Raw genomic sequence first — 23,518 nt, 5'->3', positions numbered from 1 at the left:
GGCGTCGTGACGCGCCTACACTGAAAGGGTGGCGAGATTGTTGATCGTCGGTGGATTTCTGGCCGCCGTGTTCTGGGTGTTCAGCATCGTCGACTGCGCCGTGCAGCCGGCGACGCGGCACCGCGGCGTGCCCAAGGGCGTGTGGATCGCGATCGTCATCGTCGTCCCGGTGATCGGCGGGATCCTCTGGTTCACGATCGGACGCCGGCGCGCCGATGACCAGGACGCGCGGCCCTACGCACCCGATGACGACCCCGCGTTCCTGCGGAGCATCGACAAGAAGGAACAGGACGCTCGCATCGCCGAGCTCGAGGCCGAGCTCGCGCGTCTCGAGGACGAGGGCGACGCCCCGGACGCGCGTCCGTGAGGGCTTCTCCGGCGACGGATGCCGCGGCCTCCCTGATTGCAGACCTCATCGCGCACGGCGTGCGCGATCTCGTGCTCTCGCCGGGATCCCGGTCCCAGGCACTCGCCCTCGCGGCGGTGCACTTCCACGGACGCGGCCTGCTCCGCGTGCACGTGCGCATCGACGAGCGGGTCGCGGGCTTCACTGCCCTCGGGCTCTCGCGCGAGACCGGCGCTCCGACGGCCGTCGTCTGCACCTCGGGAACCGCCGTGGCGAACCTGCTCCCTGCCGTGATGGAGGCCTTTCACGCCGGCGTCCCGCTGCTGCTCCTCACCGCCGATCGGCCGCCCGAACTGCGCGGTGTCGGGGCGAATCAGGCGACGATCCAACCAGGGGTGTTCACGCCGTTCGTGCGCCTGTCGCTCGACGCGCCCGTGCCGGGCGACGGGGACTGGTCGGGTCTCGCGGCCGGTGCAGTGTCGGTGGCGTGCGGAGCGGATGCCGAGGGCGGACTGCCCGGCGTCGCCGGCCCCGTGCATCTGAACCTGCCCGCGCGTGAGCCGCTGTCGGGAACGGTGCCGCTCTTCGAGGTCGAACCCGGCTCCGTGCCCCTGCGCGTCGCCGAGCCCGCGAGGGTGCTCGAGCAGGGACCGCGCACCGTCGTGATCGCCGGGGCTGACGCCGGTGCCGACGCCGAGGAGATCGCGCACCAGGGTTCGTGGCCGCTGATCGCCGAGATCGTGAGCGGGGCGCGCTTCGGACGCCGCGTCGTGCACGGATACCGGGCGCTGCTGAACGACCCCGCGCTGGGCGGACGGATCGAACGCGCGGTGGTGCTCGGGCACCCGACCCTCAGCCGCGAAGCGGCCCGCCTGCTCTCCCGCTCCGAGGTCGAGGTGATCGCGGTGCGTCGTGGGGGAGAGGCGCTGGATCTGAACGGACGGACCACGCCAGCGGCATCCGTCTCGGTCGCGCCCGGCGAGGCGGATCGCGAGTGGCTCGGCGCATGGATGGCGGCATCCGCCGCTCTCGCCGTCGATCTCAGCGAGCGCGCTCCGGACGTCGACGGGCTCGCCTCCAAGGACTTCACCGCGCGTCGCGACGCCGTGCAGGCCGAACTCGAGGCGGTGCGCCGCCCGCTCTACCGCGAGCTGCTCGTCGACGCCGTGTGGCGGGCGACATGGCCGCACGACCGGCTGGTGTTCGGGTCTTCGCGCCTCGTCCGCGTGGCCGACTCGGTGCTCGGCGGCAAGAAGGTGCCCGTCCATGCGAACCGCGGACTCGCCGGCATCGACGGGATCATCGCGACGGCGACCGGCATCGCTGCGGCCTCGCAGGCCGAGGGCGCGCAGGGCATCACCCGGGTGCTGCTCGGAGATCTCGCCTTCCTGCACGACGTCGGCGCACTGCTGCTGCCGCCCGACGAACCGCAGCCCCGGCTGCAGGTGATCGTCGGCAACGACGGTGGCGGCACGATCTTCGACGGCCTCGAGGTCGCCGCATCCGCTCCGCCAGCCGACCTGGATCGCGCCTTCTACACTCCGCATGACGTGCACCTCGAGCATCTCGCTCTCGCCTACGGTTGGGCCTACCACCGCGTGACGACCAGGGCCGCTCTCGATCAGGTGCTCACGACGCCTGCAGCGGGGCGGCAGCTGATCGAGGTGCCGCTGCCGCGCTGACTGGCATGATGTGTGCATGAACGCACATGCCTGGACACGCGAGCTGCAGGTCGGTGAGGGATTCCGTCTCGCCGATGTCGACCCTGAAAGCAAGCCGGGGTTCTCCGGTGGCAAAGCCGAGGGCGCCCGCGCTCTCGCGGCCGGGCTCGACGACCTGAACGAGCTGCAGGAGCGACTGTTCGCCGAGAGCCGCGCCGGCGTCGCCAAGGACGCGGTGCTTCTCGTGCTGCAGGCGATGGACTCGGCCGGCAAGGGCGGCATCGTGCGTCACGTCGTCGGCGGGGTCGACCCCCAGGGCGTCTCGCTCACCGCGTTCAAGGCGCCGACCGACGAGGAGCGCTCGCACGACTTCCTCTGGCGCATCGCGAAGCGCCTGCCGGAGCCCGGGTTCATCGGGGTGTTCGATCGTTCACACTACGAGGACGTGCTGATCGGACGAGTGCGGGGACTCGCGGCGCCGGAGGAGATCGAGGGGCGATACGCGGCGATCAATCAGTTCGAAGCGGATGCCGCGGCATCCGGCATCCGGATCGTCAAGGTCATGCTGCACATCTCCCGCGACGAGCAGAAGGAACGCCTCATGGAGCGGCTCGAGCGGCCGGACAAGCACTGGAAGTACAACCCGGGCGACGTCGACGAGCGGCTGCTGTGGGACGAGTACATGGCCGCGTATCAGACGGTCTTCGAGCGCACCTCGACCGAGGTCGCGCCCTGGCACGTGGTTCCGGCGAACGCCAAGTGGTACGCCCGGCTCGCGGTGCAGGAGCTGCTGCTCGCGGCCCTCGAAGACATCGACCCGCAGTGGCCGAAGGCGGACTTCGACGTGGCGGCCGAGAAGAAGCGCCTCGCCGCCAGCTGAGGCCCGTCGCCCCCGTGGTCGTTGAGCGAGGGAGCGCAGCGACCGAGACGAAACGCGGTTTCAATCCCGTGGCGCGGGCCGGAGAAGCGCGTTTCGTCTCGCTTCGCTCGCTCAACGACCATTGCGGTCCTAGGCGTCAGGCGAGCGCGTCGACGAGCGGGCGGAACTTCACCCGCGTCTCCAGCAGCTCCGACTCGGGGTCGGACCCGGCGACGATACCCGCACCCGCATAGGCCGTGACCGCGATGTCCTCGGCGCCGGCGGTGAACTGGGCGCAGCGCAGCGCGATGGCCCACTCGCCGTTGCCCGACGCATCCACCCAGCCGACCGGCCCGGCATAGCGGCCACGGTCGAAGGGCTCGAGCTCGCGAATAGCGGCGATCGCCGCAGGGGTCGGGGTGCCGGCGACCGCGGCGGTGGGATGCAGCGCGCCGATCAGGTCGAGCGACGACTCGCCCTCGGCGAGCTCTCCCTCGACATCGGTCGCGAGGTGGAACAGGTTCGGCAGTTTCAGCAGGAAGGGCTGCTCGCTCGCTGCCAGCACACGCGTGTGCGGGCGCAGCGAGGCGAGCACGCTCTGCACGGCGTACTCGTGCTCATCGAGATCCTTCGTGCTCGATGCGAGGTGGGCCGAGGCGACGGTGTCGGCGTCGGCATCCGGTCCGCGGCCGATCGTGCCCGCGAGCACGCGGGCCGTCACCGTGCGGTTCTGCACGGTGACCAGCGTCTCGGGGCTCGCACCGATCAATCCGTCGACCGCGAACGCCCAGGTGTCGGGGTAGCCGCTCGAGAGGGCGCGCACGAGTCGGCGCAGATCGGACCCGGCGGGGATGCTGCCGGTGAGGTCGCGCGCGAGCACGACCTTGCTGAGCTCGCCGTCGGCGATGCGGGAGAGCGCGCCGCGCACCGAGTCCTGATACCCCTGGGGGCTCTGTGCGCCGGGGCCGACGGTTCCCGCCCAGTGCGGGCCGTAGGTCTGCGGATCCGCCACATGCGACGCGTCGGAATCGGAGGAGCGGATGCGGGTCAGCCAGCTGCGCCCGCGGTGGCGCCCGATGACGGTGGAGGGGACGAGGAGCACACTGTCGGCGCTCGAGTCCTCATCGAACGTGAGCGCACCGAATGCGATGAGGCCGGTGCCGGGGAGGCCCAGCGGGTCGTCGATCTCGGCGTCCCGCACGAGCTCCTGCCAGGCCGAGGCGATGATCGCCGAGCGTGCGACGTCTTCGCCAGGAGGAACCCGGATCTCGGCGACGGTGCCGGAACCCACCGCGACGATGCCGTCGCCGCGGCGCAGCCACGCCAGGGGTACAGCGGGGTCGGCGTACGCCAGAAGGTCTTCGACCGGGTCGATCTCGCGGGTCTCCACGACCAGCCTCGTGCTCACCCTTCCAGCCTACCTTCGAGGCGAGATCGCGATTCCGGCACGGGAACGTACGCTGAAGGCATGAGCGACGGACGTCCCGCACCCGGAACCGAGATGATCACGCAGTGGCGCAAATGGGACGACTCGCCGCACTGGCGGCACGAGTGCGTCTACCTCGGCGCAGACGAGTGGGGCGACTGGATCGGCCAGCCGGTCGGATGGCACAGCGCGCGGCCGGGGCGCGAGTTCACGACCTGGAGCCCCAACGTCACCCTGATCCCCGCCGGCCGGCAGGATTACGCGCTCACGGTGAACCGCGATCATCCCAAGGGCATGCGCATCTACATCGACCTGGGGTGGGATGTGCGCTGGTCGGACGATCCGCTGCTCGCGACCGGCGTCGACATGGATCTCGATGTCGTCCGCGTGGTGGGCGAGCGGGGAACCTGGGTCGACGACCGCGACGAGTGGGCGCAGCACAGTGCCGAGTTCGGCTACCCGGCTGACATCATGACCCACCTCGAAGCGCTGGCGCTCGAGCTGGAGCAGCAGGTGCGTGAACAGCTCCCGCCCTTCGACGATGCCACCGCGGATGTCTGGCTCGACCGCTTGGTCGCCCTCGGCCTCGACCGACCCGCCTAGGCGGGGGAGCGTCCAGCGAGGCCCGCCTAGACTGAAGGCGTGACAGAGCCCAATCGCGCAGATCTCGGCAAGGACCCCGCCCGCGTCAGCGGCATGTTCGACCAGGTCGCGGCCGGCTACGACCGCACGAACACGGCCATGACGGTAGGCAATGACGCGCTCTGGCGCGCCGCGACGACGCGCGCCGTCGCCCCGAAGCCGGGGGAGCGCATCCTCGACCTCGGTGCGGGCACGGCCTCGTCGTCGGCCTCCCTCGCCCGCAGCGGCGCCGAGGTCGTCGCGGCCGACTTCTCGCCCGGGATGCTCGCAGAGGGCCAGCGCCGACACGGCGGCATGCGCAATCTGTCGTTCGTCGAAGCAGATGCCACGAACCTCCCCTTCGGCGACGCCGAGTTCGACGCCGTCACGATGTCATACGCGCTGCGCAACGTGAACGACCCGAAGAAGGCGCTGCGCGAGCTCTTCCGCGTCACCAAGCCCGGCGGGCGGCTCGTGATCAACGAGTTCTCGACGCCACCGGGCAAGCTCTTCCGCGGCGCCTACCGGTTCTACAACGCTCAGGTGCTGCCCCGCGTCGCGCGCGTCGCGGGCACGAACGGCGATGCATACGACTATCTGAACGAGTCCATCCGCGACTGGCCCGACCAGCGCGCTCTGTCGGCATGGATCCGCGAGGCGGGCTGGACCGACGTGGCGTATCGCAACCTGTCCTTCGGCATCGTCGCCCTGCACCGGGCCCGCAAGCCCGAGTGATCGCACCCAGGTAGGCTGGATCCGTGACTTCGAGCCCCATCGCCCCGGGTTCGCGACTGGCGAGCCGTCTCGGCTTCAGCGACCGCATCTTCATCGGCCCGGCCGCGCGCCGCGTCGCCCGCTCCATCGAGGACGGGCTCGAGCTCGTCGAGACGGGGCTCGCCGAGGATGTGCGCGTCGCCGACCCGCTCGCGGACGTCACCAGCCGCTACCTCTACGAGGCCGGAGGCAAGCGCATCCGCCCCGTGCTGACCCTGCTCGCCGCTCAGCTCGGCGAGGGCAACACGGATGCCGTGATCGACATCGCCAAGGCGCTCGAGATCACCCACCTCGGCTCGCTGTATCACGACGATGTGATGGACGGCGCCGATCGGCGCCGCGGCGTTCCCGCCGCGCAGACCGTGTGGGGCAACAACATCGCGATCCTGACGGGCGACATCCTGTTCTCCCGTGCCAGCCAGCTCATGGCCCGTCACGGCGACCGGGCCATCCGCCTGCAGGCCGACACCTTCGAGCGGCTCGTCCTCGGCCAGATGCACGAGACGCTCGGCGCGCAGCCCGGTGACGACGCGATCGAGTTCTACATCCAGGTGCTCGCCGACAAGACCGGCTCGCTGATCGCCGCAGCCACGCAGGCCGGCGTGATCTTCTCGCATGCGCCCAGCGAGTACGAGGAGCCGATGCGGGTCTACGGCGAGAAGATCGGCGTCGCATTCCAGCTCCTCGACGACGTGATCGACCTCTCCGCGAAGCCAGAGGACACCGGCAAGGTGCCGGGCACCGATCTGCGTGCCGGTGTGCCGACCATGCCCTACCTGCTGCTGAAGGCCGAGCCCGACGCGGCATCCGCCGAACTCGCGGCGCGCATCGACGACGGAGTCGCGCGCATCGCCGACGGCGCCGACCCCTCGATCCTCGACGGACCGCTCACCGAGCTGCGCGATCACGGCTCGACGCAGAAGACCCTCGAGCTCGCCCCTCACCTGGACCCGCGACGCCATCGACGCGCTCGCCCCGCTGCCCAAGGGCACGGTGCGAGAAGCACTCACCCGCTTCGCCGAGTCCTTGGCCGAGCGCTCCCGCTGACCCCATGCCGCCGCGCGCACGCGCAGCGTGAGGAAAGGACCCTCATGACCAAGCTCAGACTCGCCATCGTCGGCGCAGGCCCCGCCGGCATCTACGCCGCCGACATCCTGCTCAAGGCCGAGCGCAAGTTCGACGTGTCGATCGACCTGTTCGAGCAGCTTCCCGCGCCCTACGGGCTCGTCCGCTACGGCGTCGCCCCCGACCACCCGCGCATCAAGGGCATCATCACGGCTCTGCGCGACGTGCTGGACCGCGGCGACATCCGCCTGTTCGGCAACGTGCGCTTCGGTGAGGACATCACGCTCGACGATCTCAAGAAGCACTACAACGCGGTGATCTTCGCGACTGGCGCGATCCGCGACACCGCGCTCGACATCCCCGGGATCGACGCGGTCGCCTCCTACGGCGCGGCCGACTACGTCAGCTGGTTCGACGGCCACCCCGACGTGCCGCGCGAGTGGCCGCTCGACGCCGAATCCGTGGGCGTGCTGGGCAACGGCAACGTGGCCCTCGATGTCGCGCGGATGCTCGCGAAGCACGCGGAGGATCTGCTTGTCACCGAGGTGCCCGAGAACGTGTACGAGGGGCTCTCGGCGAGCCGGATCACCGATGTGCACGTGTTCGGTCGACGCGGGCCCGCTCAGGTGAAGTTCACCCCGCTGGAGCTGCGCGAGCTCGGCGAACTGCGCGACGTCGACATGGTCGTGTACGACGAGGATTTCGACTACGACGAGGCGTCGAAGGATGCCGTCGCCAGCAACAAACAGGTCATGGTCATCGATCGCGTGCTGCAGTCGTGGCGCAAGCGCGACTCCGTGAACAACGCGGGCGGTACGGCATCCCGTCGACTGCACCTGCACTTCTGGGCGCGTCCGGTCGAGGTGCGCACCGACGAGAGCGGCCGGGTCGCAGCCCTCGTCTACGAGCGCACACAGCCCGACGGTCAGGGCGGCGCGATCGGCACGGGCGAGCTGCGCGAGGTCCCGATGCAGGCGCTCTACCGTGCCATCGGCTACTTCGGTTCGCCGCTGCCCGGTGTGCCGTTCGACAAGAAGCACGGCGTGATCCCCAACCGCGAGGGTCAGGTCCTCGCGAAGGACTCGAACCAGCGCGTTCCCGGCATCTACGCGACCGGTTGGATCAAGCGCGGACCGGTCGGCCTCATCGGCCACACCAAGTCCGACGCCATGGAGACTGTCCGTCACATCATCAACGACCAGGGCTCCTGGTGGCAGCCTGAAGATCCCTCCGAGGACTCCGTGACCGCGCTCCTGGAGGAGCGTGGCGTGAAGTGGACCGACCTCGAGGGCTGGCACCGACTCGACGAGCATGAGATCGCGCTGGGCGCCCCACAGGAGCGCGCACGGGTCAAGGTCGTCCCGCGCGACGTGATGGTGCGGGTCTCCCGCGGGGAGTGATCGCGGTCGGCTAGCCTGGCCGCATGTCTGAGTGGATCCCCGACGTCCTCGGCGACGAGTTCGCGCAGCGGACGCTCGAACTCGCAGACGATCACGAAGGCCCGGTGGTCGCGACGCTGGTCAGAGCGCTGCCGACTGAGTCCGGCTGGTGGGACAGACCTTTCGGCAGGTTCAGGAACCCGTTGACAAGGCGGCGCCCGCTCGACGATGTCGACGTGCTCTATGTGCACGGCTGGTCGGACTACTTCTTCCAGAAGCGCCTCGCCCGCTTCTGGACAGCGCGCGGTGCGCGGTTCTTCGCTCTCGACCTGCGCAAGTACGGCCGCAGCCTGCGTCAGGGGCAGACGCCCGGCTACATCACTGATCTCTCCACCTACGACGAGGACATCGAAGCGGCTCTCGTGGCGATGGGCCGCGGCTCCGAAGGGACGGCATCCGGCCGTCGTCTGGTCCTGCTCGGGCACTCGACCGGCGGACTCACGCTGAGCCTGTGGGCCTCGCGGCACCCTGGCGCCGCCGATGCCGTCATCCTGAACAGTCCGTGGCTGGAGTTCCAGGTGGCGTCGGTCCGTCCGCTGATCACGCCGATGGCCGAACTTCAGGCGCGGCTGCGTCCTCTCGAGGCCGCACCACAGGTCGATCTCGGCTTCTACACGCGGGCACAGCAGGAAGTCGCCGATCCCGACGATCCGGTGGACGTGAATCTGGCCTGGCGCCCGGTGCAGACCATGGCGGTGCACGCCGGGTGGTTCCGCGCCATCCTGGCCGGACACGCGAAAGTCGCGGCCGGCCTCTCGATCGCCGTGCCGGTGTGCGTGCTGTTGTCGGCGCGCTCCGCGACACCGACCCGATGGTCGGCCGATCTCACGTCCGCCGACACGGTGCTGGTCGTCGACGACATCGCCAAGGCGGCGCTGAAACTCGGTCCGACCGTGACGGTCGAGCGCATCGACGGCGCCCTTCACGACGTGTTCCTCTCACGGCACGAGGCCCGCGAGGAGGCCTACGCGAGGCTCGACCGCTGGGTGCGCGGGTGGGCGGCTGCCGATCAGACGTAGTGCATCGCGCGGGCGAGGAGCTCGGCCCGGTCGCCATCGCCGTCGAGAACGGCGTCGCGGAAGTCGCGATAGATCTGCTGCATCCGCTGCCGGTCGTCCTCCGGGACATCCCAGTCCCGCAGATTGCGGAACAGGGTGATGCCGGCGTCCTGGATCAGGGATCGCTGCTGCGCATTGTCGCAGCGATCGCTGAGATAAGAGAACACCGCCCAACGAGTGCGGGAGATGTCGCTTCCGCCCTGCGCCGCGTACATCTCCTCCACGAGTCCGGCGAGATGCACGCGCTCGGCGTCGTCGACCCTGGCAAGTCCCATGCGCGTGGTCACTCCCGCCTGGTAGCCGGCGAACTCCAGCGTCTGCGCGACGACCTCGGGTGTGACCGCCGTGACCTCGGTGTACCGGCTCGGGTACATCGTCACCATGCCCAGGCGCTCCAGGCGCTGCAGCGCCTCGCGGACCGGCGTCCTCGACACGTGCAGCTCGTCCGCCACTTCGACGTCGCGGATGCGCTGCCCAGGCGCGAGTGTGCCGTCGACGATCTGCGACGCGATATGCGCGAAGACCTCCTCGGCGAGCAGCTGCTTCGTCTCGCCGCGCCCGGACCCCAGTCCTCTTCTATTCATGGATCGCCCCCAGTTGCATGTCCATATCCGGGTTCCCCATGAATCGCCCGGATGGCAACTACATCACGAAGTGCGCTGCATTGCCAACACGAGTCCTGCGGCAGGGGATTTCCCAGATGGTTCGTAATAAATGTTTCCGTGGTCGGCGAGCGTAGGGGGCGCCCGCCGACCATGGTCGATGCATTGCACGGAGCTGTCAGCCGGCCCGGTCCCCACAAGGCGTGAACCGCGATCAGAGATCGCAGCGCTGAGCCGACAGCGCATCATGCACGAGACACATCGTCTGTCGCTCCGGATGCGACGTACCCAGTCTTTCCGAACTAAACCCGTATATCAGTATTCGATCGCAGGTGGGGAAAACGAGAACCGGCCGGATGCCGCGGACTGTTCCCGCGGCATCCGGCCGGTTTCCCTGCCGATCGAGCCCGCCTCAGCGGTAGTTGATGAACTGCAGATCGATGTCGAGATCGCTGCCCTTCAGCAATGCGATCACCGCCTGCAGGTCGTCGCGGCTCTTGGACTGCACGCGCAGCTCGTCGCCCTGGATCTGGCTCTTCACGCCTTTGGGGCCCTCGTCGCGGATGAGCTTGCCGATCTTCTTCGCGTTTTCGGAGGAGATGCCGTCCTTGAGGCTCGAGACGATGCGGAACTCCTTGCCGCTGGCGAAGGGCTCGCCCGAGTCGAGGCTCTTCAGGGAGATGCCGCGCTTGATGAGCTTCGACTGGAACACGTCGAGCACCGCCTTCGCGCGCTCCTCGGTGTTCGCGATGATCAGCACCTGCTCGCCGCTCCACGCGATCGACGCACCGGTGCCCTTGAAGTCGTAGCGCTGCTCGATCTCCTTGTGGGCCTGATTCAGGGCGTTCTCTGCCTCTTGGTGATCCACTTTCGAGACGATGTCAAAGGAACTGTCAGCCATGGCAAAAGTCTAGCGACCCGCCCATTTCCGCGCAGTCTTGGAAGCGCTTTCACCTTGTTGCATGTACTCGCATGCGGTCACAGTCTGGTATCGACACGGACTTCCATTGCGCATCAGGCTGATGTCGGTGCATACTGTAAGCGCTTGCAGTCCTGCAGGCCACACGCACTGAGAGAGGCTCACACCAATGAAGGTGAACAAGAGGGGCATCGCCGCCTTCGGCGCGATCGCCATGGTTTCGACTCTGACGCTCGCCGGCTGCTCCACCGGGAGCAGCGACGACGACTCGAAGGGCGACGACGCCGCCAGCGCCCTGACCGTCTGGGTCGACTCCGAGCGCGTCGACGCGCTGCAGGGCGCCGCTGACTCCTACGAGGAGAAGACCGGTGTGAAGGTCGAACTCGTCGGCAAGTCCGTCGACGACATGAAGGACGACTTCATCCAGCAGGTCCCGACCGGCAAGGGCCCCGACATCGTCATGGGCGCGCACGACTGGCTGGGCGAGCTGTCCACCAACGGCGTCGTCGCGCCTCTCGAACTCGGCGACTCGGCGTCCGACTACCTCCCGGTCGCGCTCCAGGCCGCGACCTACGACGGCACCGTCTACATGCTTCCTTACGCGGTCGAGAACATCGCCGTGCTGCGCAACGCCGACCTCGTTCCGGCGGCCGCCACGAGCTTCGACGACATGATCTCCAAGGGCAAGTTCGTCGTCGAACAGGGCGCAGAGGGCAACCCGTACCACCTGTATCCGTTCCAGACCGCATTCGGCGCCCCCGTCTTCGGCACCGACGACTCGGGCAGCTACGACTCGGCTGACCTGCAGCTCGGCAGCGAGGGCGGCTTCGCCTTCGCCGACTGGCTCGCCGCCCAAGGCAAGAACGGCACCGGAAACCTCAACACCGACGTCGACGGCGAGATCGCCAAGCAGCAGTTCCTCGACGGCACGGCGGCCTTCTGGCTGACCGGTCCGTGGAACGTCGGCGCCGCAGTCGACGCGGGCATCAACGTGGCGATCGACCCCGTCCCCAGCCCCACCGGTGAGACCGCGTCGCCGTTCGCCGGCGTCAAGGGCTTCTTCGTCAGCGCCGAGTCCAAGAACAAGGTCGCTGCGAACGACTTCCTGGTGAACTACATCGGCACGAAGGACGTCCAGCTCGAGCTGTTCAAGGCCGGCAACGTCCTGCCCGCACTCACGGCTGCTGCAGACGAGGCTGCCTCCGACCCGATCATCGCCGGCTTCCAGGCCGTCGGCGCCGACGCCGTTCCGATGCCGGCCATCCCGGCCATGGGCTCGGTGTGGCAGTTCTGGGGCGTGGCCGAGGCTGCGATCATCAACGGTGCGGACCCGAAGACGACGTGGCAGAAGCTCGTCGACGACGTGACCGCGGCCATCAAGTAAGACACCACCAGCACCACCTGCCGGGGCGGACGCAGCCGTCCGCCCCGGCAGCTCCACGACGGGGACGAGATGACAGACACCGCCGAGCCCACGGCTCCTCCGACCAAGCGCCAGCGTCAGGCCGCGAAGATCGCCGAAGCGGCATCCGCGCCGATCGGCTGGACTCTGCTGAAGATCCTGTTGCTCGCCGTCGTCGACGCGATCGCACTGTACGCGGCGTACGTGCTCTTCACGCATCAGGAGTGGCTGATCCTCGGCGTCGTCGTCGTGGTCGCCGTGCTCGTCAACTGGATCTACTTCTCCCGCAAGATGATCCCGGCGAAGTACCTCACACCCGGCATCATCTTCCTCGTGATCTTCCAGGTGTTCACCCTGCTCTACACGGGGTACATCGGCTTCACCAACTACGGCACCGGACACAACGGCACCAAGGATCAGGCGATCTCCTCGCTGCTCGCGTCTGCACAGGAACGCGTCGAGGACTCGCCGACATACCCCGTGACCGTCGTCGAGCAGTTCGGCACCTACGGCCTTCTCGTCACCGACCCCGACTCCGGTGACGCCCTGCTCGGCACCGCGGAACAGCCTCTGCAGGAGGTCGACGCCGACTTCGAGGGCGGTCAGGCGGTCGCCACCGATGGATGGACCACGCTTCCGCTCGCCAAGGTGTTCACGCTGTCGGCCGAGCTCGAGAAGCTGTCGGTGCCCTTCAGCGACGACCCCAACGACGGCAGCCTTCGCGCCCCTGACGGTCAGAAGGGGTACCTGTACATCTCGACGCTCGAGTACGACGCGGATGCCGACACCATCACCGACTCCGACACGGGCACCGTGTACTCGGATCTCGGCACCGGGGCCTTCACCGCCGACGACGGCGAGCAGCTGCTGCCCGGCTGGCAGACGACGGTCGGCTTCGACAACTTCGTGCGCGCGGTCAGCGACGAGTCCATCCGCGGTCCGCTCATCTCCGTGACGATCTGGACGTTCGTGTTCGCCCTCGTCTCCGTGGCCTCCACCTTCTTCCTCGGCCTGCTGCTCGCCCTGGTCTTCAACAACACGAGGATGCGGTTCCGCAACGGCTACCGGATCATCCTGATCCTGCCCTACGCGTTCCCCGCCTTCCTCTCCGCCCTCGTCTGGGCCGGCATGATGAACGAGAGCTTCGGGTTCATCAACCAGGTGATCTTCGGCGGCGCCGAGATCCCGTGGCTCACGGATCCGACGCTCGCGAAGGTGTCGGTGCTGATCGTGAACCTGTGGCTCGGCTTCCCCTACATGTTCCTCGTGTGCATGGGCGCGCTGCAGGGCATCCCCTCCGAGGTCAACGAGGCGGCCGTCATGGACGGCGCGAACCCGTGGCAGATCTTCCGCCGCATCAAGCTGCCGCTGCTGCTGGTGACGGTCGCGCCCCTGCTGATCTCGTCGTTCGCGTTCAACTTCAACAACTTCAACCTGATCTACATGCTCACCAACGGCGGACCCCGTTTCGACGACGTGAACATCCCGGTCGGGCACACCGACATCCTCATCTCGATGGTCTACAAGGTGGCCTTCACCGGCCAGAACCGCGATTACGGTCTGGCCTCCGCCTTCACCATCCTGATCTTCATCGTGGTGGCGACGATCTCGATCATCAGCTTCCGCAAGACCAAGGCACTCGAGGAGCTGAACTGATGAGCACCGCCCGCACCGTCACGAACGAGCAGCTCCTCGCCCCGCGCAAGCGCAGTTTCGGACAGTGGTTCGCCGACACCGGATGGCGTCACCTCGTCGCCATCGTGGTCAGCGCGTTCGCGCTGTTCCCCCTGCTGTACGTGCTGTCGGCCTCGCTGAACCCGCGGGGCACGTTGACCGGGTCGAACCAGCTGTTCTCGGCCATCGGCATCGACAGCTACGTGCGCATCCTCAGCGACCCGCAGAACCCCTACGGCCTGTGGTTCCTGAACACGCTCCTGATCGCGGTGATCACGGGTGCGTCGACCGTGTTCATCGGCGCGCTTGCCGCCTACGCGTTCTCGCGCATGCGGTTCACGGGCCGTCGTGTCGGACTCGTGACGATCGTCGTCGTGCAGATGTTCCCGCAGCTGCTCGCGGTCGTGGCGATCTTCCTGCTCATGACCACGCTGGGCGACTGGTTCCCGGCCATCGGCCTGAACACGCACACCGGCCTCATCCTCGTGTACCTCGGTGGAGCGCTGGGCGTGAACACCTACCTGATGTACGGCTTCTTCAACACGCTGCCGATCGAGCTCGACGAGGCGGCGCGCATCGACGGTGCGGGTCACGCGCGCATCTTCTTCACGATGATCCTGCCGCTGGTCGCTCCGATCCTGGCGGTCGTGGCGCTGCTGTCGTTCATCGGAACCGTGAACGAGTACGTGATCGCGAGCATCATGCTCGTCGACGTCGACAAGCAGACCCTTGTGGTCGGGCTCACGAAGCTCGTCGCGAACCCGCGTTACGCGGACTGGTCGGCGTTCTCGGCCGGCGCGGTGATGGCGGCCGTCCCGGTCATGATCCTGTTCCTGTTCCTGCAGAAGTACATCGTCGGCGGGCTGACCGCCGGCGCGACCAAGGGCTGATCTCCGCGATCGCGGTCAGTCGTCGCCCGCCGGCTTCGACTGGCCGCCGCTGACGGTGTCGAGAACCTCGTCCTGCACGCGCTCGAGCACGAGTCGCAATGCGCCGTCGAGCACCGGGTTGCCGTCCAGGCTCGACAGCAGCACCGGAGGGCGGGCGACGACGGTCGCGTGCAGGTGATGCTGCACCAGGCTGCGCAGCCGCTCGCCGCCGGCCAGCGCGATGTCGCCGGCGAGCACGATGAGATCGGGATCCACGATCGCGACGACCGCCGAGAGGCCGAGTGCCAGCCGCGAGGCGATCTCGTCGAGGGCGGATGCTGCGCCGTCGCCGCCGGCGGCGACCGCCTCTGTCATGGCCTGGACCGCAGTGTCGGCCGAGAACCCGTGCTCGGCCAGCACGCGGCCGAGCGCAGGTGCGCCGGCGAGCGCCTGCATGCCGCTCGCCCCGAACTCGTTCGTCTCCTGCGGCACGGGCGCGCCGGGCACCGGCAGCTCGGCGATCTCGCCGGCCCCGCCCGTGAGGCCGCGATGAACGCGTCCTCCGAACATCAGCCCCATGCCGATGCCGTCCGACACCCACAGTTCGACGAAGCTGTCGTCGCGGGTCGCGACACCGTGCGCACGTTCGGCGATCGCGACGAGGTTCACATCGTTCTCGATGTCGACGGGAGCGCCGACGCTGTCCTGCAGGGCGACGGTGAGTCCCGGCCGCTGCCAACCGGGCAGATGCGCGGCGAAGCGCAGGCGGTCGGATGTCGGATCGATCGCGCCCTGGATGCCGATAACGACTCTGCGGACAGCGGTTGCGGCGATGCCGGCATCCGCGCACGCGCCGGTCAAGGCGCGCTGCACCTGCGCGGCGGGGTCGACCTCGACACCGTCCTGCGTGTCGAGGGAGAAAGCGCCGATCACCGAGCCCGCGAAGTCGATCACGACGGCCTCCGTGCGCTCCGGAGTGACATCCATGGCGGCGGCGTACGCCGCGGTCTCGTTCGCGCTGAACAGTTCGGCCGCGCGTCCGACGGCCCCGTCGCGATTGCCGTCGCTCTTGACGAGGCCGCTCTCGCGGAGCTGTGTCAGCAGGTGCGAGGCCGTGGGCTTCGACACCGCGAGCAGGGCCGCGATCTCGGGACGGCTCAAGGGACCGCGGTCGAGAAGCAGCCGCAGGGCGGCACGGGCGTTGATGGCTCGGACGACGCTGGTTCCGGTCGGGGGAGTGGGCACGATGTCCTCGATGTCTCATGGTCGGGTACTCCGCATGCTACAGACCTGCAGCGCAGATGAACGGCAGGAGAACCGCGCCATCCGCCCATTGCGTGACGAACGTTCCTCCGGTATAACTCTTCGTAAAGAATCTTTCCTAAACATTCTTTACCCCCCAACCCTCACGGAGGAATCATGCGTCAACGTCGACCATTGCTGGCTCTGCTGGCTGCTGCGATCGTGATACCGCTCAGCGGCCTCATCGCCACCTCAGCCCAGGCAGCCACCACCGTCAGCCTGCGCGACCCGGTCAAGCGGGAGATCGCGCAGGAGATCGTCACCTCGGCCGAGAACTCGGTCCTCGACTGGTACAACCGGTACGACTACATCGAGGACATCGACGACGGGCGCGGCTACACCGGCGGCATCATCGGGTTCACCTCGGGAACGAGCGACATGCTGGAGCTCGTCGAGCGGTACACGAAGAAGTACCCGAGCAACGGGCTGGCGAAGTACCTCCCCGCGCTGCGCAGCGTCGACGGCACCGACTCGCACGCCGGTCTCGGGTCCGCGTATGAGGCGGCGTGGAAGGCGGAGGGCGCCAAAGCCGCGTTCCAGCGTGCGCAGCGCGACCTGACCCGCGAATGGTACTTCGACCCCTCGGTCGATCTCGGACTCAGCGACAAGATCGGCGCACTGGGCCAGTTCATCTACTACGACGCCGCGGTCGTGCACGGCTTCGACGGCATGCAGGACATCCGCACCGAGGCGAGGAAGAAGGCCAAGACACCGGCGGAGGGCGGCAACGAGACGACGTATCTCAACGCCTTCCTCGACGCTCGCGTCATCGAGATGCAGAAGGAGGCGGCCCACGAAGACGTCACGCGCATCGAGACGGCTCAGCGGGTGTGGCTCCGCGCGGGCAACCTCAACCTCGACACCCCGTTGAACTGGTCGGTCTACGGCGAGGCCTTCAGCATCCCGTCGAACCCGACGCCCCGCTGGCCGCTCGATGAGATCGGCGGCCCGAACCCTACGTCTTCTCCGACGCCGACGGCGTCTCCGACGCAGAACCCCGGCACGGCGACGTTGATCTCGAAGAACAAGCCGGTCACGGCGTCGACGGTCGAGGCCACGGGCTTCGAAGCCGCGAAGGCGGTCGACGGCAACGCGACCACCCGCTGGGCGAGCGTGGAGGGCGTGGACCCGCAGTGGGTGCGCATCGACCTCGGCACCGGCTCCACCGTGAACAAGGTCGTCCTGAAATGGGAAGCCGCCTACGCCTCCAAATACCGCATCGAGACCTCGAACGACGGCACCACCTGGACCACCCTCGCCACCGAAGCCGCAGGCAACGGCGGCACCGACGAGTTCACCAACCTCACCGGCACCGGCCGCTACCTCCGCATCTACGGCACCGCACGCGGCACCGCCTACGGCTACTCCCTCTACGAAGCCGAGGTCTACGGCACGGCAGGCACCGGCGGAGGCTCCACGCCGACCCCGACCCCGACACCCACGCAGACATCGACCCCTACTCCGACCCCGACCACGACGCCGGGTACCGCCGCGTTGATCTCGAAGAACAAGCCGGTCACGGCGTCGACGGTCGAGGGCACGGGCTTCGAAGCCGCGAAGGCCGTCGACGGCAACGCGACCACCCGGTGGTCGAGCGTCGAGGGCGTGGACCCGCAGTGGGTGCGCATCGACCTCGGCACCGGAGCCGCGGTCTCGAAGGTCGTGCTGAAGTGGGAGGCCGCCTATGCGAGCAAGTACCGCATCGAGATGTCGGCCGATGGCGCCACCTGGAGCACGCTCGCCACGGAAGCGGCGGGCAACGGCGGCACCGACGAGTTCACGAATCTGAACGGCACCGGCCGCTACCTGCGCATCTACGGCACCGCCCGCGGCACCGCCTACGGCTACTCGCTGTTCGAGGTCGAGGCGTACGGCACGGCCGGCACCGACGGAGGCAACCCCGGCGGCACGACGTTCCGCGTCGTCGGCGCGGGCGACATCGCGGGCACGGGCTGCTCGGCGCCCAGCTCCGGTTGCCAGCACTTCGCCACGGCGACGCTCGCACAGTCCCTGAACCCCGCCTTCTACATCACCATGGGCGACATGGCCTATGACGACGGCCACTTCGAGGACTTCATGAACAACTACGACAAGTCGTGGGGCAAGTTCAAGAACAACACCTGGCCGGTGCCCGGAAACCACGAGTCGTACGACACCGACTACAACGAGGAGACCGAGAAGGGCGACGAGAAGGCGTACCGCGACTACTTCGGCGCCCGCGCGACCCCGCAGGGCAAGATGTGGTACAGCTACGACTACGGCAACTGGCACTTCATCGCGCTGAACTCCAACCGCTTCGACGAGCAGGCGCAGATCGACTGGATCAAGGCCGATCTCGCCGCCAGCACCAAGCAGTGCACCGTGGCGTACTACCACCACCCCGCCTTCACCTCCGGCACCCACGGCAACGAGGGCGTCTCAGATGAGGTCTGGGGACTCATGGCGAACGCGGGCGTCGAACTGGTCATCAACGGCCACGATCACGACTACGAGCGCTTCGCTCCGCAGTCGGCGACGGGTGCGGCAGCGGCGAACGGCACGGTCGAGATCGTCGCCGGCATGGGCGGCGTGAACCTGACCGGCTACGAGAACGTCAAGCCGAACAGCGTCAAGCGCGTGGGTGACAAGTACGGCGTGCTGCAGCTCGACTTCACCGACTCCTCGGTGACGACGAAGCTCATCGCCGTGGGCGGTGCAGTGGCCGACACCAGCACGATCACCTGCCACTGACGACATGTATCTCGCCGGCAGCAAAGCGCGGCAGGACGAAGGCGGCGCGGCGGTCCACCCTCAGGTGGGCCGCCGCGCGGCCGGAGTCGGCAGCACCGCGATCGCACTCGGAGTCGTGAGCCTGCTCACGGATCTCTCCTCGGAGATGGTCACGGCGGTACTCCCGCTGTACCTCGTCATCGGGCTGGGCATGACCCCGCTCGCCTTCGGTTTCCTCGATGGTCTGTACAACGGCGTCACGGCCTTCGTGCGCCTGCTCGGCGGACACGTCGCCGACCGCTGGTCGCAGCACAAGCTCGTGGCCGGCATCGGCTACGGACTGTCCGCGGTCTGCAAGCCGTTCCTCCTGCTCGCGGGAGCCTCGACCGTGGCGCTGTCCGCGACCCTCGCGGTCGACAGGATCGGAAAAGGCATCCGTACCGCTCCACGCGACGCACTGATCTCCCTCTCCGTCGACGACGCGCACCAGGGGCGGGCCTTCGGCGTGCACCGCGCGATGGACACCGCGGGTGCGCTGCTGGGTCCACTCGCCGCGTTCGGACTGCTGTGGATGCTGGCGGATGCCTTCGACGCGGTCTTCATCGTCAGCTTCTGCGTCGCGAGCCTGGGCGTGCTGGTGCTGATCGCCTTCGTGCCCGGTCGCAGTTCCATGCCCGTCGGTGCTCCCCGGCCCACGTTGCGCGAGACCGTGCGGATCCTGGGCGAGCCGGTCTTCCGCCGGCTCCTGATCGCGGCCACGATCCTGGGCCTCGCGACGGTCGGCGACGGTTTCCTCTACCTCGGTCTCCAGGAGCGCTTGCAGCTGGATGCCGCGTTCTTCCCGCTGCTTCCGCTCGGCAGCGCTCTGGTCTATCTCCTGCTGGCTGTGCCGATGGGGCGTCTAGCCGATCGGATCGGCCGGAGACTGCCGTTCCTGCTCGGCAACCTCGCCCTGATCGGCGCGTACTCGACACTGCTGCTGCCTATCGACGGTCCGTTCCTGCTGGTGCTGATGCTCGCGCTGCTGGGCGTCTTCTACGCGGCGACGGACGGCGTGCTGATGGCGCTCGCGGGTCCCCGTATTCCCCGCGAGCGGCGCGCGGGAGGCATGGCCCTGCTGCAGACCGGTCAGGCGACCGGTCGACTGTTCGCGGCGATCATGTTCGGCGCGGCGTGGACGTTCTGGGGCATGACGGCCGCATTCGCCGCCGCTGCACTCGCGCTCCTCGCGGTGCTGATCGCGGCCGCGGTGCTGATCCGTCCCGATCGCCACCCTGCGGAGGAGCTCGCGTGACATCGATGAGGAAGCGCGTCGTGCTCGTGGGCGCCGCGGCGCTCGTGCTCGCCGGCGTCGGGATCGGCTACTCGCTCTACGCCGTGGCCCGCAGCGGAGACAGGGTGCACGCCGCCGGAGACGTCGTGCCTGCGACCGACCACGGACTCTATGTCCGTGATTCCGAGGGCTCCGTCGTGCTGCAGGACGGAGGCGGAGCCCCGGGGCGCACGGGAACGGGACTCGAATGCAATCGCTTCTACGCGGCTGGTGACACCGCGGTGTGCGTGAGCGTCGAGGGCAGCCTGAAGCCGACGACCAAGGTCGAGGTGCTCGACGCCGATCTCACGCCGACCGAGACCTTCACGTACAGCGGCGTGCCGACGCGTGCTCGCGTCTCGCCCTCGGGCCGGATGGTGGCCTGGACCGTCTTCGTCACGGGCGACAACTACGCCGGCACGAACTTCTCTACGCGGACCGGCATCTACGACCGTGACACCGGACGAATCGTCGATTCCCTCGAGGGCATCCCGCTCTACATCGACGGTGAGCGCGTGCACCGCGTCGACGTCAACTACTGGGGTGTGACGTTCGCGGAAGACGACGACACCTTCTTCGCGACGGTCTCCACGGCGGGGACCACGTACCTCGTCGAGGGCGACGTGAGCGAGTGGTCTGCCACCGCCCTGCGTGAGAATGTCGAGTGTCCGTCGCTGTCGCCCGACGGCACGAGGATCGTCTTCAAGAAGCGTGTGAACGACAGCGTCGATGATCCGTGGCGGCTGTACGTGCTGGATCTCGCGACCATGCAGGAGACGCCGCTTGCCGAGGACCGCAACGTCGACGATCAGGCCGCGTGGATCGACGACGACACCGTCGCCTACGGCGTCGACGGGGGAGTGTGGTCGGTGTCCGCCGACGGCGCCGGGCAGCCGGAGCTGATCGCCGAGGACGCCTCGTCGCCCGCGATGGTGCACGACTGATACATCGCCCGGCGTTGCGTGCGTCCCGGGTGGACGAGCAGCCGTAGCGTGAAGGCATGGCACGAGTGGGGGGACGCAATCTGGCGATCAGCTGGATCGCGGGGATGCTGTGCGCCGGGGTCATCGTCGGGCTGGTGTGGTTCGCGTTGCCGATCGTGCCCGCGATGGCGCAGTTCGTCGGAGAGGGGATGCGCAGCATCCTGCCCTGATCCGCGCCGGGCTCAGCGACACGTCGGCACGCCTCCGACGGCGCTCGAACGCGCGGCGGTACCCTCGCACTGATCACATCCGATGAGAGGCGCACCCCATGAGTGACCCCGAGGTTCCGAAGCACGAGCAGCCGGCCGACGTGAACGACGTCGTCGACAGCGCGAACGCCGGTCTCGACGCGGCCGCAGCGGCGAGCGCGGCGGTGCCGGGCCAGACCCCCGAAACCGTGGAAGACACGGCAGCGGAAGACGCCGACAAGGCACCCGCGGGCGACGCCGATGCGACGGCCGCAGCCGACGCCGATCTCGCCGCGTTCGAAGAGGCCGAGCGCGACCACCCCGGTACGTTCTCGACTCCGGCGCTGAACGAGATCGCGGCACAGGACGACGAGACCACGGTGCTCGACACTCCGGTCTCGCACAGCGAGTCCACGATGGCCGACAACGCCTATTCGACGGCCGACGACACCGAGACACGCATCGTGCCATCCGAACCGGTGCCCGCCGAGACGCCGATCGTCGTGCCGCTGCAGCAGCAGCCCATCTTCGTGCAGGCTCCTGAGCCGCCGCGTGAGCGCGGAAACCGCGGCACCGCCGGAGCGATCGGCCTGCTCGCCGCTCTCTCCTTCGCGATCCTCTACCTCGGCACGATCCTCGGTCTCGGAGCGCTGGCCGGCGACGTGACCGCCGACAACCTCGGAGAAGCGGCCCTCGCACCACTGACGACCTTCGGGTTCTGGGTGCCGGTCGTCGTCTTCTACCTCGGCTTCTGGCTGCTGGGCGCTTTCATCAACCGCGGCAAGTGGGGTCGTTGGGTGATCTTCGGCATCATCGTCGGAGTCATCGCCTACGGCGGCCACATCCTCGGGCAGCTCGTCCAGGAACCGTTCTGGCGGCTCACCGCCTCTGAGGGCGCTCAGCTCGTGAACGAGCAGCTGCTCGCGCCGCTCGCGATCGCCGCGTTCGTCTTCGGGCGCGAGCTCACGATCTGGTTCGGCGCCTGGGTCGCCCGCAGCGGCGCTCGCAAGACCGAGCTGAACGCCGAGGCGCAGCGCGAGTACGAGCGCACGCTCGAGGCGGGCCCGACGCTCGCCCGCTGAGACTCGCATGTCCTCGCCAGACCCCCGCAGACCGCCGTCCGCGGGGGTCTCTGCGTTGCTGGCCCTCGCCCTCGCGACGATCGGGTTCTTCGCCCTGGCCGTCTTCGGTCTGGGGGCGCTGAGCTTCGCGACCGATGCCGACATCATCGCCGTCACCGACCTCGGTCAGGGTCCGGGGATCATCGGAATGGCGGCAGCAGTCGGGGTCTTCGCCCTGTCTCTCTGGTTCGCGGTGCGTCCGGCGCGGCCGTCGTTCTTCTCGGTTCCGACCGTCGCGATCCTCACCGGGCTGGTCCATCTGGCTGCCGTCTGGATCGCGGTGCTGCTGGGCACCGGCGATCTGATCGTCTCCACCGCAGTCGCGGGCGACCTGGTACGAGGTGGCGCGAGTGCCGTGCTGGTGCTGTCCGCCGCCGTCGCCTCGTGGAGCGGGGTGGCGCTCCGGCGCACCAGAGCGCAGCATCCGCGCTGGCCGTGGGAGGAACACGGCGACGAGTGACGCGGCGAATCGCGCACGACACGCCCGGCGCGCCTTACGCTTGAGGAGTGGAGCGCTCACTGGAGACGCAGGTCGACCAGGCCGTGGAGGCCTGGCTGCGCTGGGTGCCGCGCTGGGAGCCGGCAACCCACCGCGGTCGCGTCGCGCCGTGCCGCCGCTGCCTGGGTTCCCCCGTGCTCTCGGCAGCGGGCATCGCGTCGAACACGCCGCACGGGGTTCAGCACGGGCTCTCCACCCGCATCAAGGCGATCGTCGACAGCGCGGTCGCCGAGTACACGGCGCGGAATCTGCCGATGCTGCAGCGCGAGCTCGACCAGCAGGCCGCACGCAACAGGGCGCGCAGCTACCGGCCGGCCGAGAACCTCGACCCCGAGTTCGACGGACTCCCGCTCGATCCTGATCCGGTGCCCGGTGCGCCGTTCCTGTTCACGATCGCGGGGATGGCCGATGACGCAGCCGAGGAGCTGCCGCCGCTGCCGCCCCTGAGCGACGAGGCGAAGGCCGCGCTCCGGCAGGAGGTGGCCCTCGCCGACGAGTACGCCAACATGGTCGGCCGGGAGATCTGCGGGCTGATGCTCCGACACCGCCTGCACATCCAGGCGGCGATCTCGCAGCACGTCGAGCCCCAGATCGAGGCGATGCTGGCGGAGCTCACCGAGTCGCTCGACTCGCCCTTCGGCCCCGACTCGGTCTGACGGTTTCATCGTAGGGCGGCGCCTGACAGCGGG

Annotated in this window: 21 protein-coding genes and 1 pseudogene; 18 read left to right on the top strand and 4 right to left on the bottom strand. The window is 68.5% G+C overall.

Annotated elements, in window-relative coordinates:
- Positions 1–28 precede the first annotated feature (28 nt).
- From QFZ53_RS17870 to QFZ53_RS17860, 3 genes are read left to right on the top strand one after another with little or no spacing between them, the layout of a single operon-like run.
- A complete protein-coding gene (locus tag QFZ53_RS17870) occupies positions 29–367 on the top strand; it encodes a PLDc N-terminal domain-containing protein (protein WP_307298646.1) in 339 nt (112 codons plus the stop codon).
- Positions 364–2,028, top strand: coding sequence for a 2-succinyl-5-enolpyruvyl-6-hydroxy-3-cyclohexene-1-carboxylic-acid synthase (gene menD, locus QFZ53_RS17865; protein ID WP_307298644.1), 1,665 nt, complete (start codon positions 364–366; stop codon positions 2,026–2,028). Before QFZ53_RS17870 ends, menD begins: the two co-directional genes overlap by 4 nt.
- A gap of 16 nt (positions 2,029–2,044) precedes the next feature.
- Positions 2,045–2,887, top strand: a complete 843-nt coding sequence (locus QFZ53_RS17860) for a PPK2 family polyphosphate kinase (RefSeq protein ID WP_307298643.1) — start codon at positions 2,045–2,047, stop codon at positions 2,885–2,887.
- Positions 2,888–3,023: 136 nt separating this feature from the next.
- Here QFZ53_RS17860 and QFZ53_RS17855 read toward each other — a convergent pair whose 3' ends face one another.
- Complete coding sequence (locus tag QFZ53_RS17855; protein ID WP_307298642.1) at positions 3,024–4,274, bottom strand: isochorismate synthase; 1,251 nt, start codon at positions 4,272–4,274, stop codon at positions 3,024–3,026.
- 60 nt (positions 4,275–4,334) lie between these two features.
- Here QFZ53_RS17855 and QFZ53_RS17850 point away from each other — a divergent pair, with 60 nt between their 5' ends.
- The 5 genes and pseudogenes from QFZ53_RS17850 (at position 4,335) to QFZ53_RS17830 (ending at position 9,210) form a co-directional block, all read left to right on the top strand.
- Positions 4,335–4,895, top strand: a complete 561-nt coding sequence (locus tag QFZ53_RS17850) for a hypothetical protein (protein WP_307298640.1) — start codon at positions 4,335–4,337, stop codon at positions 4,893–4,895.
- Between the two features lie 93 nt (positions 4,896–4,988).
- Positions 4,989–5,648: a ubiquinone/menaquinone biosynthesis methyltransferase gene (locus tag QFZ53_RS17845; RefSeq protein WP_373426337.1), complete on the top strand. Its 660-nt coding sequence runs from the start codon at positions 4,989–4,991 to the stop codon at positions 5,646–5,648.
- Between the two features lie 23 nt (positions 5,649–5,671).
- Positions 5,672–6,734, top strand: a pseudogene (locus QFZ53_RS17840) (polyprenyl synthetase family protein).
- A gap of 44 nt (positions 6,735–6,778) precedes the next feature.
- A complete protein-coding gene (locus tag QFZ53_RS17835; RefSeq protein ID WP_292908625.1) occupies positions 6,779–8,152 on the top strand; it encodes an FAD-dependent oxidoreductase in 1,374 nt (457 codons plus the stop codon).
- Between the two features lie 23 nt (positions 8,153–8,175).
- Entirely contained in the window at positions 8,176–9,210 is a 1,035-nt protein-coding gene (locus tag QFZ53_RS17830) for an alpha/beta hydrolase (protein WP_307298635.1), read from the top strand.
- On the opposite strand, the gene QFZ53_RS17825 is transcribed toward QFZ53_RS17830, so the two are convergent.
- Together QFZ53_RS17825 and QFZ53_RS17820 are read right to left on the bottom strand one after the other, a co-directional pair.
- Complete coding sequence (locus QFZ53_RS17825; protein WP_292908733.1) at positions 9,201–9,833, bottom strand: GntR family transcriptional regulator; 633 nt, start codon at positions 9,831–9,833, stop codon at positions 9,201–9,203. The two genes, QFZ53_RS17830 and QFZ53_RS17825, sit on opposite strands and share 10 nt — an antisense overlap.
- A gap of 430 nt (positions 9,834–10,263) precedes the next feature.
- A complete protein-coding gene (locus QFZ53_RS17820; RefSeq protein ID WP_307298631.1) occupies positions 10,264–10,752 on the bottom strand; it encodes a YajQ family cyclic di-GMP-binding protein in 489 nt (162 codons plus the stop codon).
- A 187-nt stretch (positions 10,753–10,939) separates the two neighbouring features.
- On the opposite strand from QFZ53_RS17820, the gene QFZ53_RS17815 reads away from it, so the two are divergent.
- The 3 genes from QFZ53_RS17815 to QFZ53_RS17805 all read left to right on the top strand — a co-directional run bounded on the left by QFZ53_RS17815 (position 10,940) and on the right by QFZ53_RS17805 (position 14,736).
- Entirely contained in the window at positions 10,940–12,154 is a 1,215-nt protein-coding gene (locus QFZ53_RS17815) for a sugar ABC transporter substrate-binding protein (RefSeq protein WP_292908621.1), read from the top strand.
- Positions 12,155–12,223: 69 nt separating this feature from the next.
- The gene (locus tag QFZ53_RS17810) at positions 12,224–13,828 is read left to right on the top strand and encodes an ABC transporter permease subunit (RefSeq protein ID WP_292908619.1); all 1,605 of its coding nucleotides are present in this window, start codon (positions 12,224–12,226) and stop codon (positions 13,826–13,828) included.
- Positions 13,828–14,736 carry a sugar ABC transporter permease gene (locus QFZ53_RS17805; RefSeq protein WP_292908617.1) on the top strand — a complete coding sequence of 303 codons (909 nt, stop codon included), beginning with the start codon at positions 13,828–13,830 and terminating at the stop codon, positions 14,734–14,736. Before QFZ53_RS17810 ends, QFZ53_RS17805 begins: the two co-directional genes overlap by 1 nt.
- A gap of 15 nt (positions 14,737–14,751) precedes the next feature.
- Here the strand turns inward: QFZ53_RS17805 and QFZ53_RS17800 are convergent, their stop codons facing one another.
- Positions 14,752–15,960: an ROK family transcriptional regulator gene (locus QFZ53_RS17800; protein ID WP_307298628.1), complete on the bottom strand. Its 1,209-nt coding sequence runs from the start codon at positions 15,958–15,960 to the stop codon at positions 14,752–14,754.
- A 174-nt stretch (positions 15,961–16,134) separates the two neighbouring features.
- Here QFZ53_RS17800 and QFZ53_RS17795 point away from each other — a divergent pair, with 174 nt between their 5' ends.
- The 7 genes from QFZ53_RS17795 to QFZ53_RS17765 all read left to right on the top strand — a co-directional run bounded on the left by QFZ53_RS17795 (position 16,135) and on the right by QFZ53_RS17765 (position 23,485).
- Positions 16,135–18,747 (top strand): chitosanase, encoded by a 2,613-nt coding sequence (locus tag QFZ53_RS17795; protein ID WP_307298626.1) that lies wholly within the window; start codon positions 16,135–16,137, stop codon positions 18,745–18,747.
- Positions 18,748–18,751: 4 nt separating this feature from the next.
- The gene (locus QFZ53_RS17790; protein WP_307298625.1) at positions 18,752–20,020 is read left to right on the top strand and encodes an MFS transporter; all 1,269 of its coding nucleotides are present in this window, start codon (positions 18,752–18,754) and stop codon (positions 20,018–20,020) included.
- Entirely contained in the window at positions 20,017–20,982 is a 966-nt protein-coding gene (locus QFZ53_RS17785; RefSeq protein ID WP_307298624.1) for a TolB family protein, read from the top strand. Before QFZ53_RS17790 ends, QFZ53_RS17785 begins: the two co-directional genes overlap by 4 nt.
- A 56-nt stretch (positions 20,983–21,038) precedes the next feature.
- Positions 21,039–21,191 carry a hypothetical protein gene (locus QFZ53_RS17780; RefSeq protein WP_307298621.1) on the top strand — a complete coding sequence of 51 codons (153 nt, stop codon included), beginning with the start codon at positions 21,039–21,041 and terminating at the stop codon, positions 21,189–21,191.
- Positions 21,192–21,289: 98 nt separating this feature from the next.
- Positions 21,290–22,291 (top strand): ABC transporter, encoded by a 1,002-nt coding sequence (locus QFZ53_RS17775; RefSeq protein ID WP_307298619.1) that lies wholly within the window; start codon positions 21,290–21,292, stop codon positions 22,289–22,291.
- 7 nt (positions 22,292–22,298) lie between these two features.
- Positions 22,299–22,790: a hypothetical protein gene (locus QFZ53_RS17770; RefSeq protein ID WP_307298617.1), complete on the top strand. Its 492-nt coding sequence runs from the start codon at positions 22,299–22,301 to the stop codon at positions 22,788–22,790.
- A 47-nt stretch (positions 22,791–22,837) separates the two neighbouring features.
- Positions 22,838–23,485 carry a spermidine/putrescine ABC transporter substrate-binding protein gene (locus QFZ53_RS17765; protein ID WP_307298616.1) on the top strand — a complete coding sequence of 216 codons (648 nt, stop codon included), beginning with the start codon at positions 22,838–22,840 and terminating at the stop codon, positions 23,483–23,485.
- Positions 23,486–23,518: the final 33 nt, after the last annotated feature.

It is taken from the genome of Microbacterium natoriense (assembly GCF_030816295.1).
GTDB classification, from domain to species: domain Bacteria; phylum Actinomycetota; class Actinomycetes; order Actinomycetales; family Microbacteriaceae; genus Microbacterium; species Microbacterium natoriense_A.
This window is presented reverse-complemented; position numbering and strand designations above follow the sequence as displayed.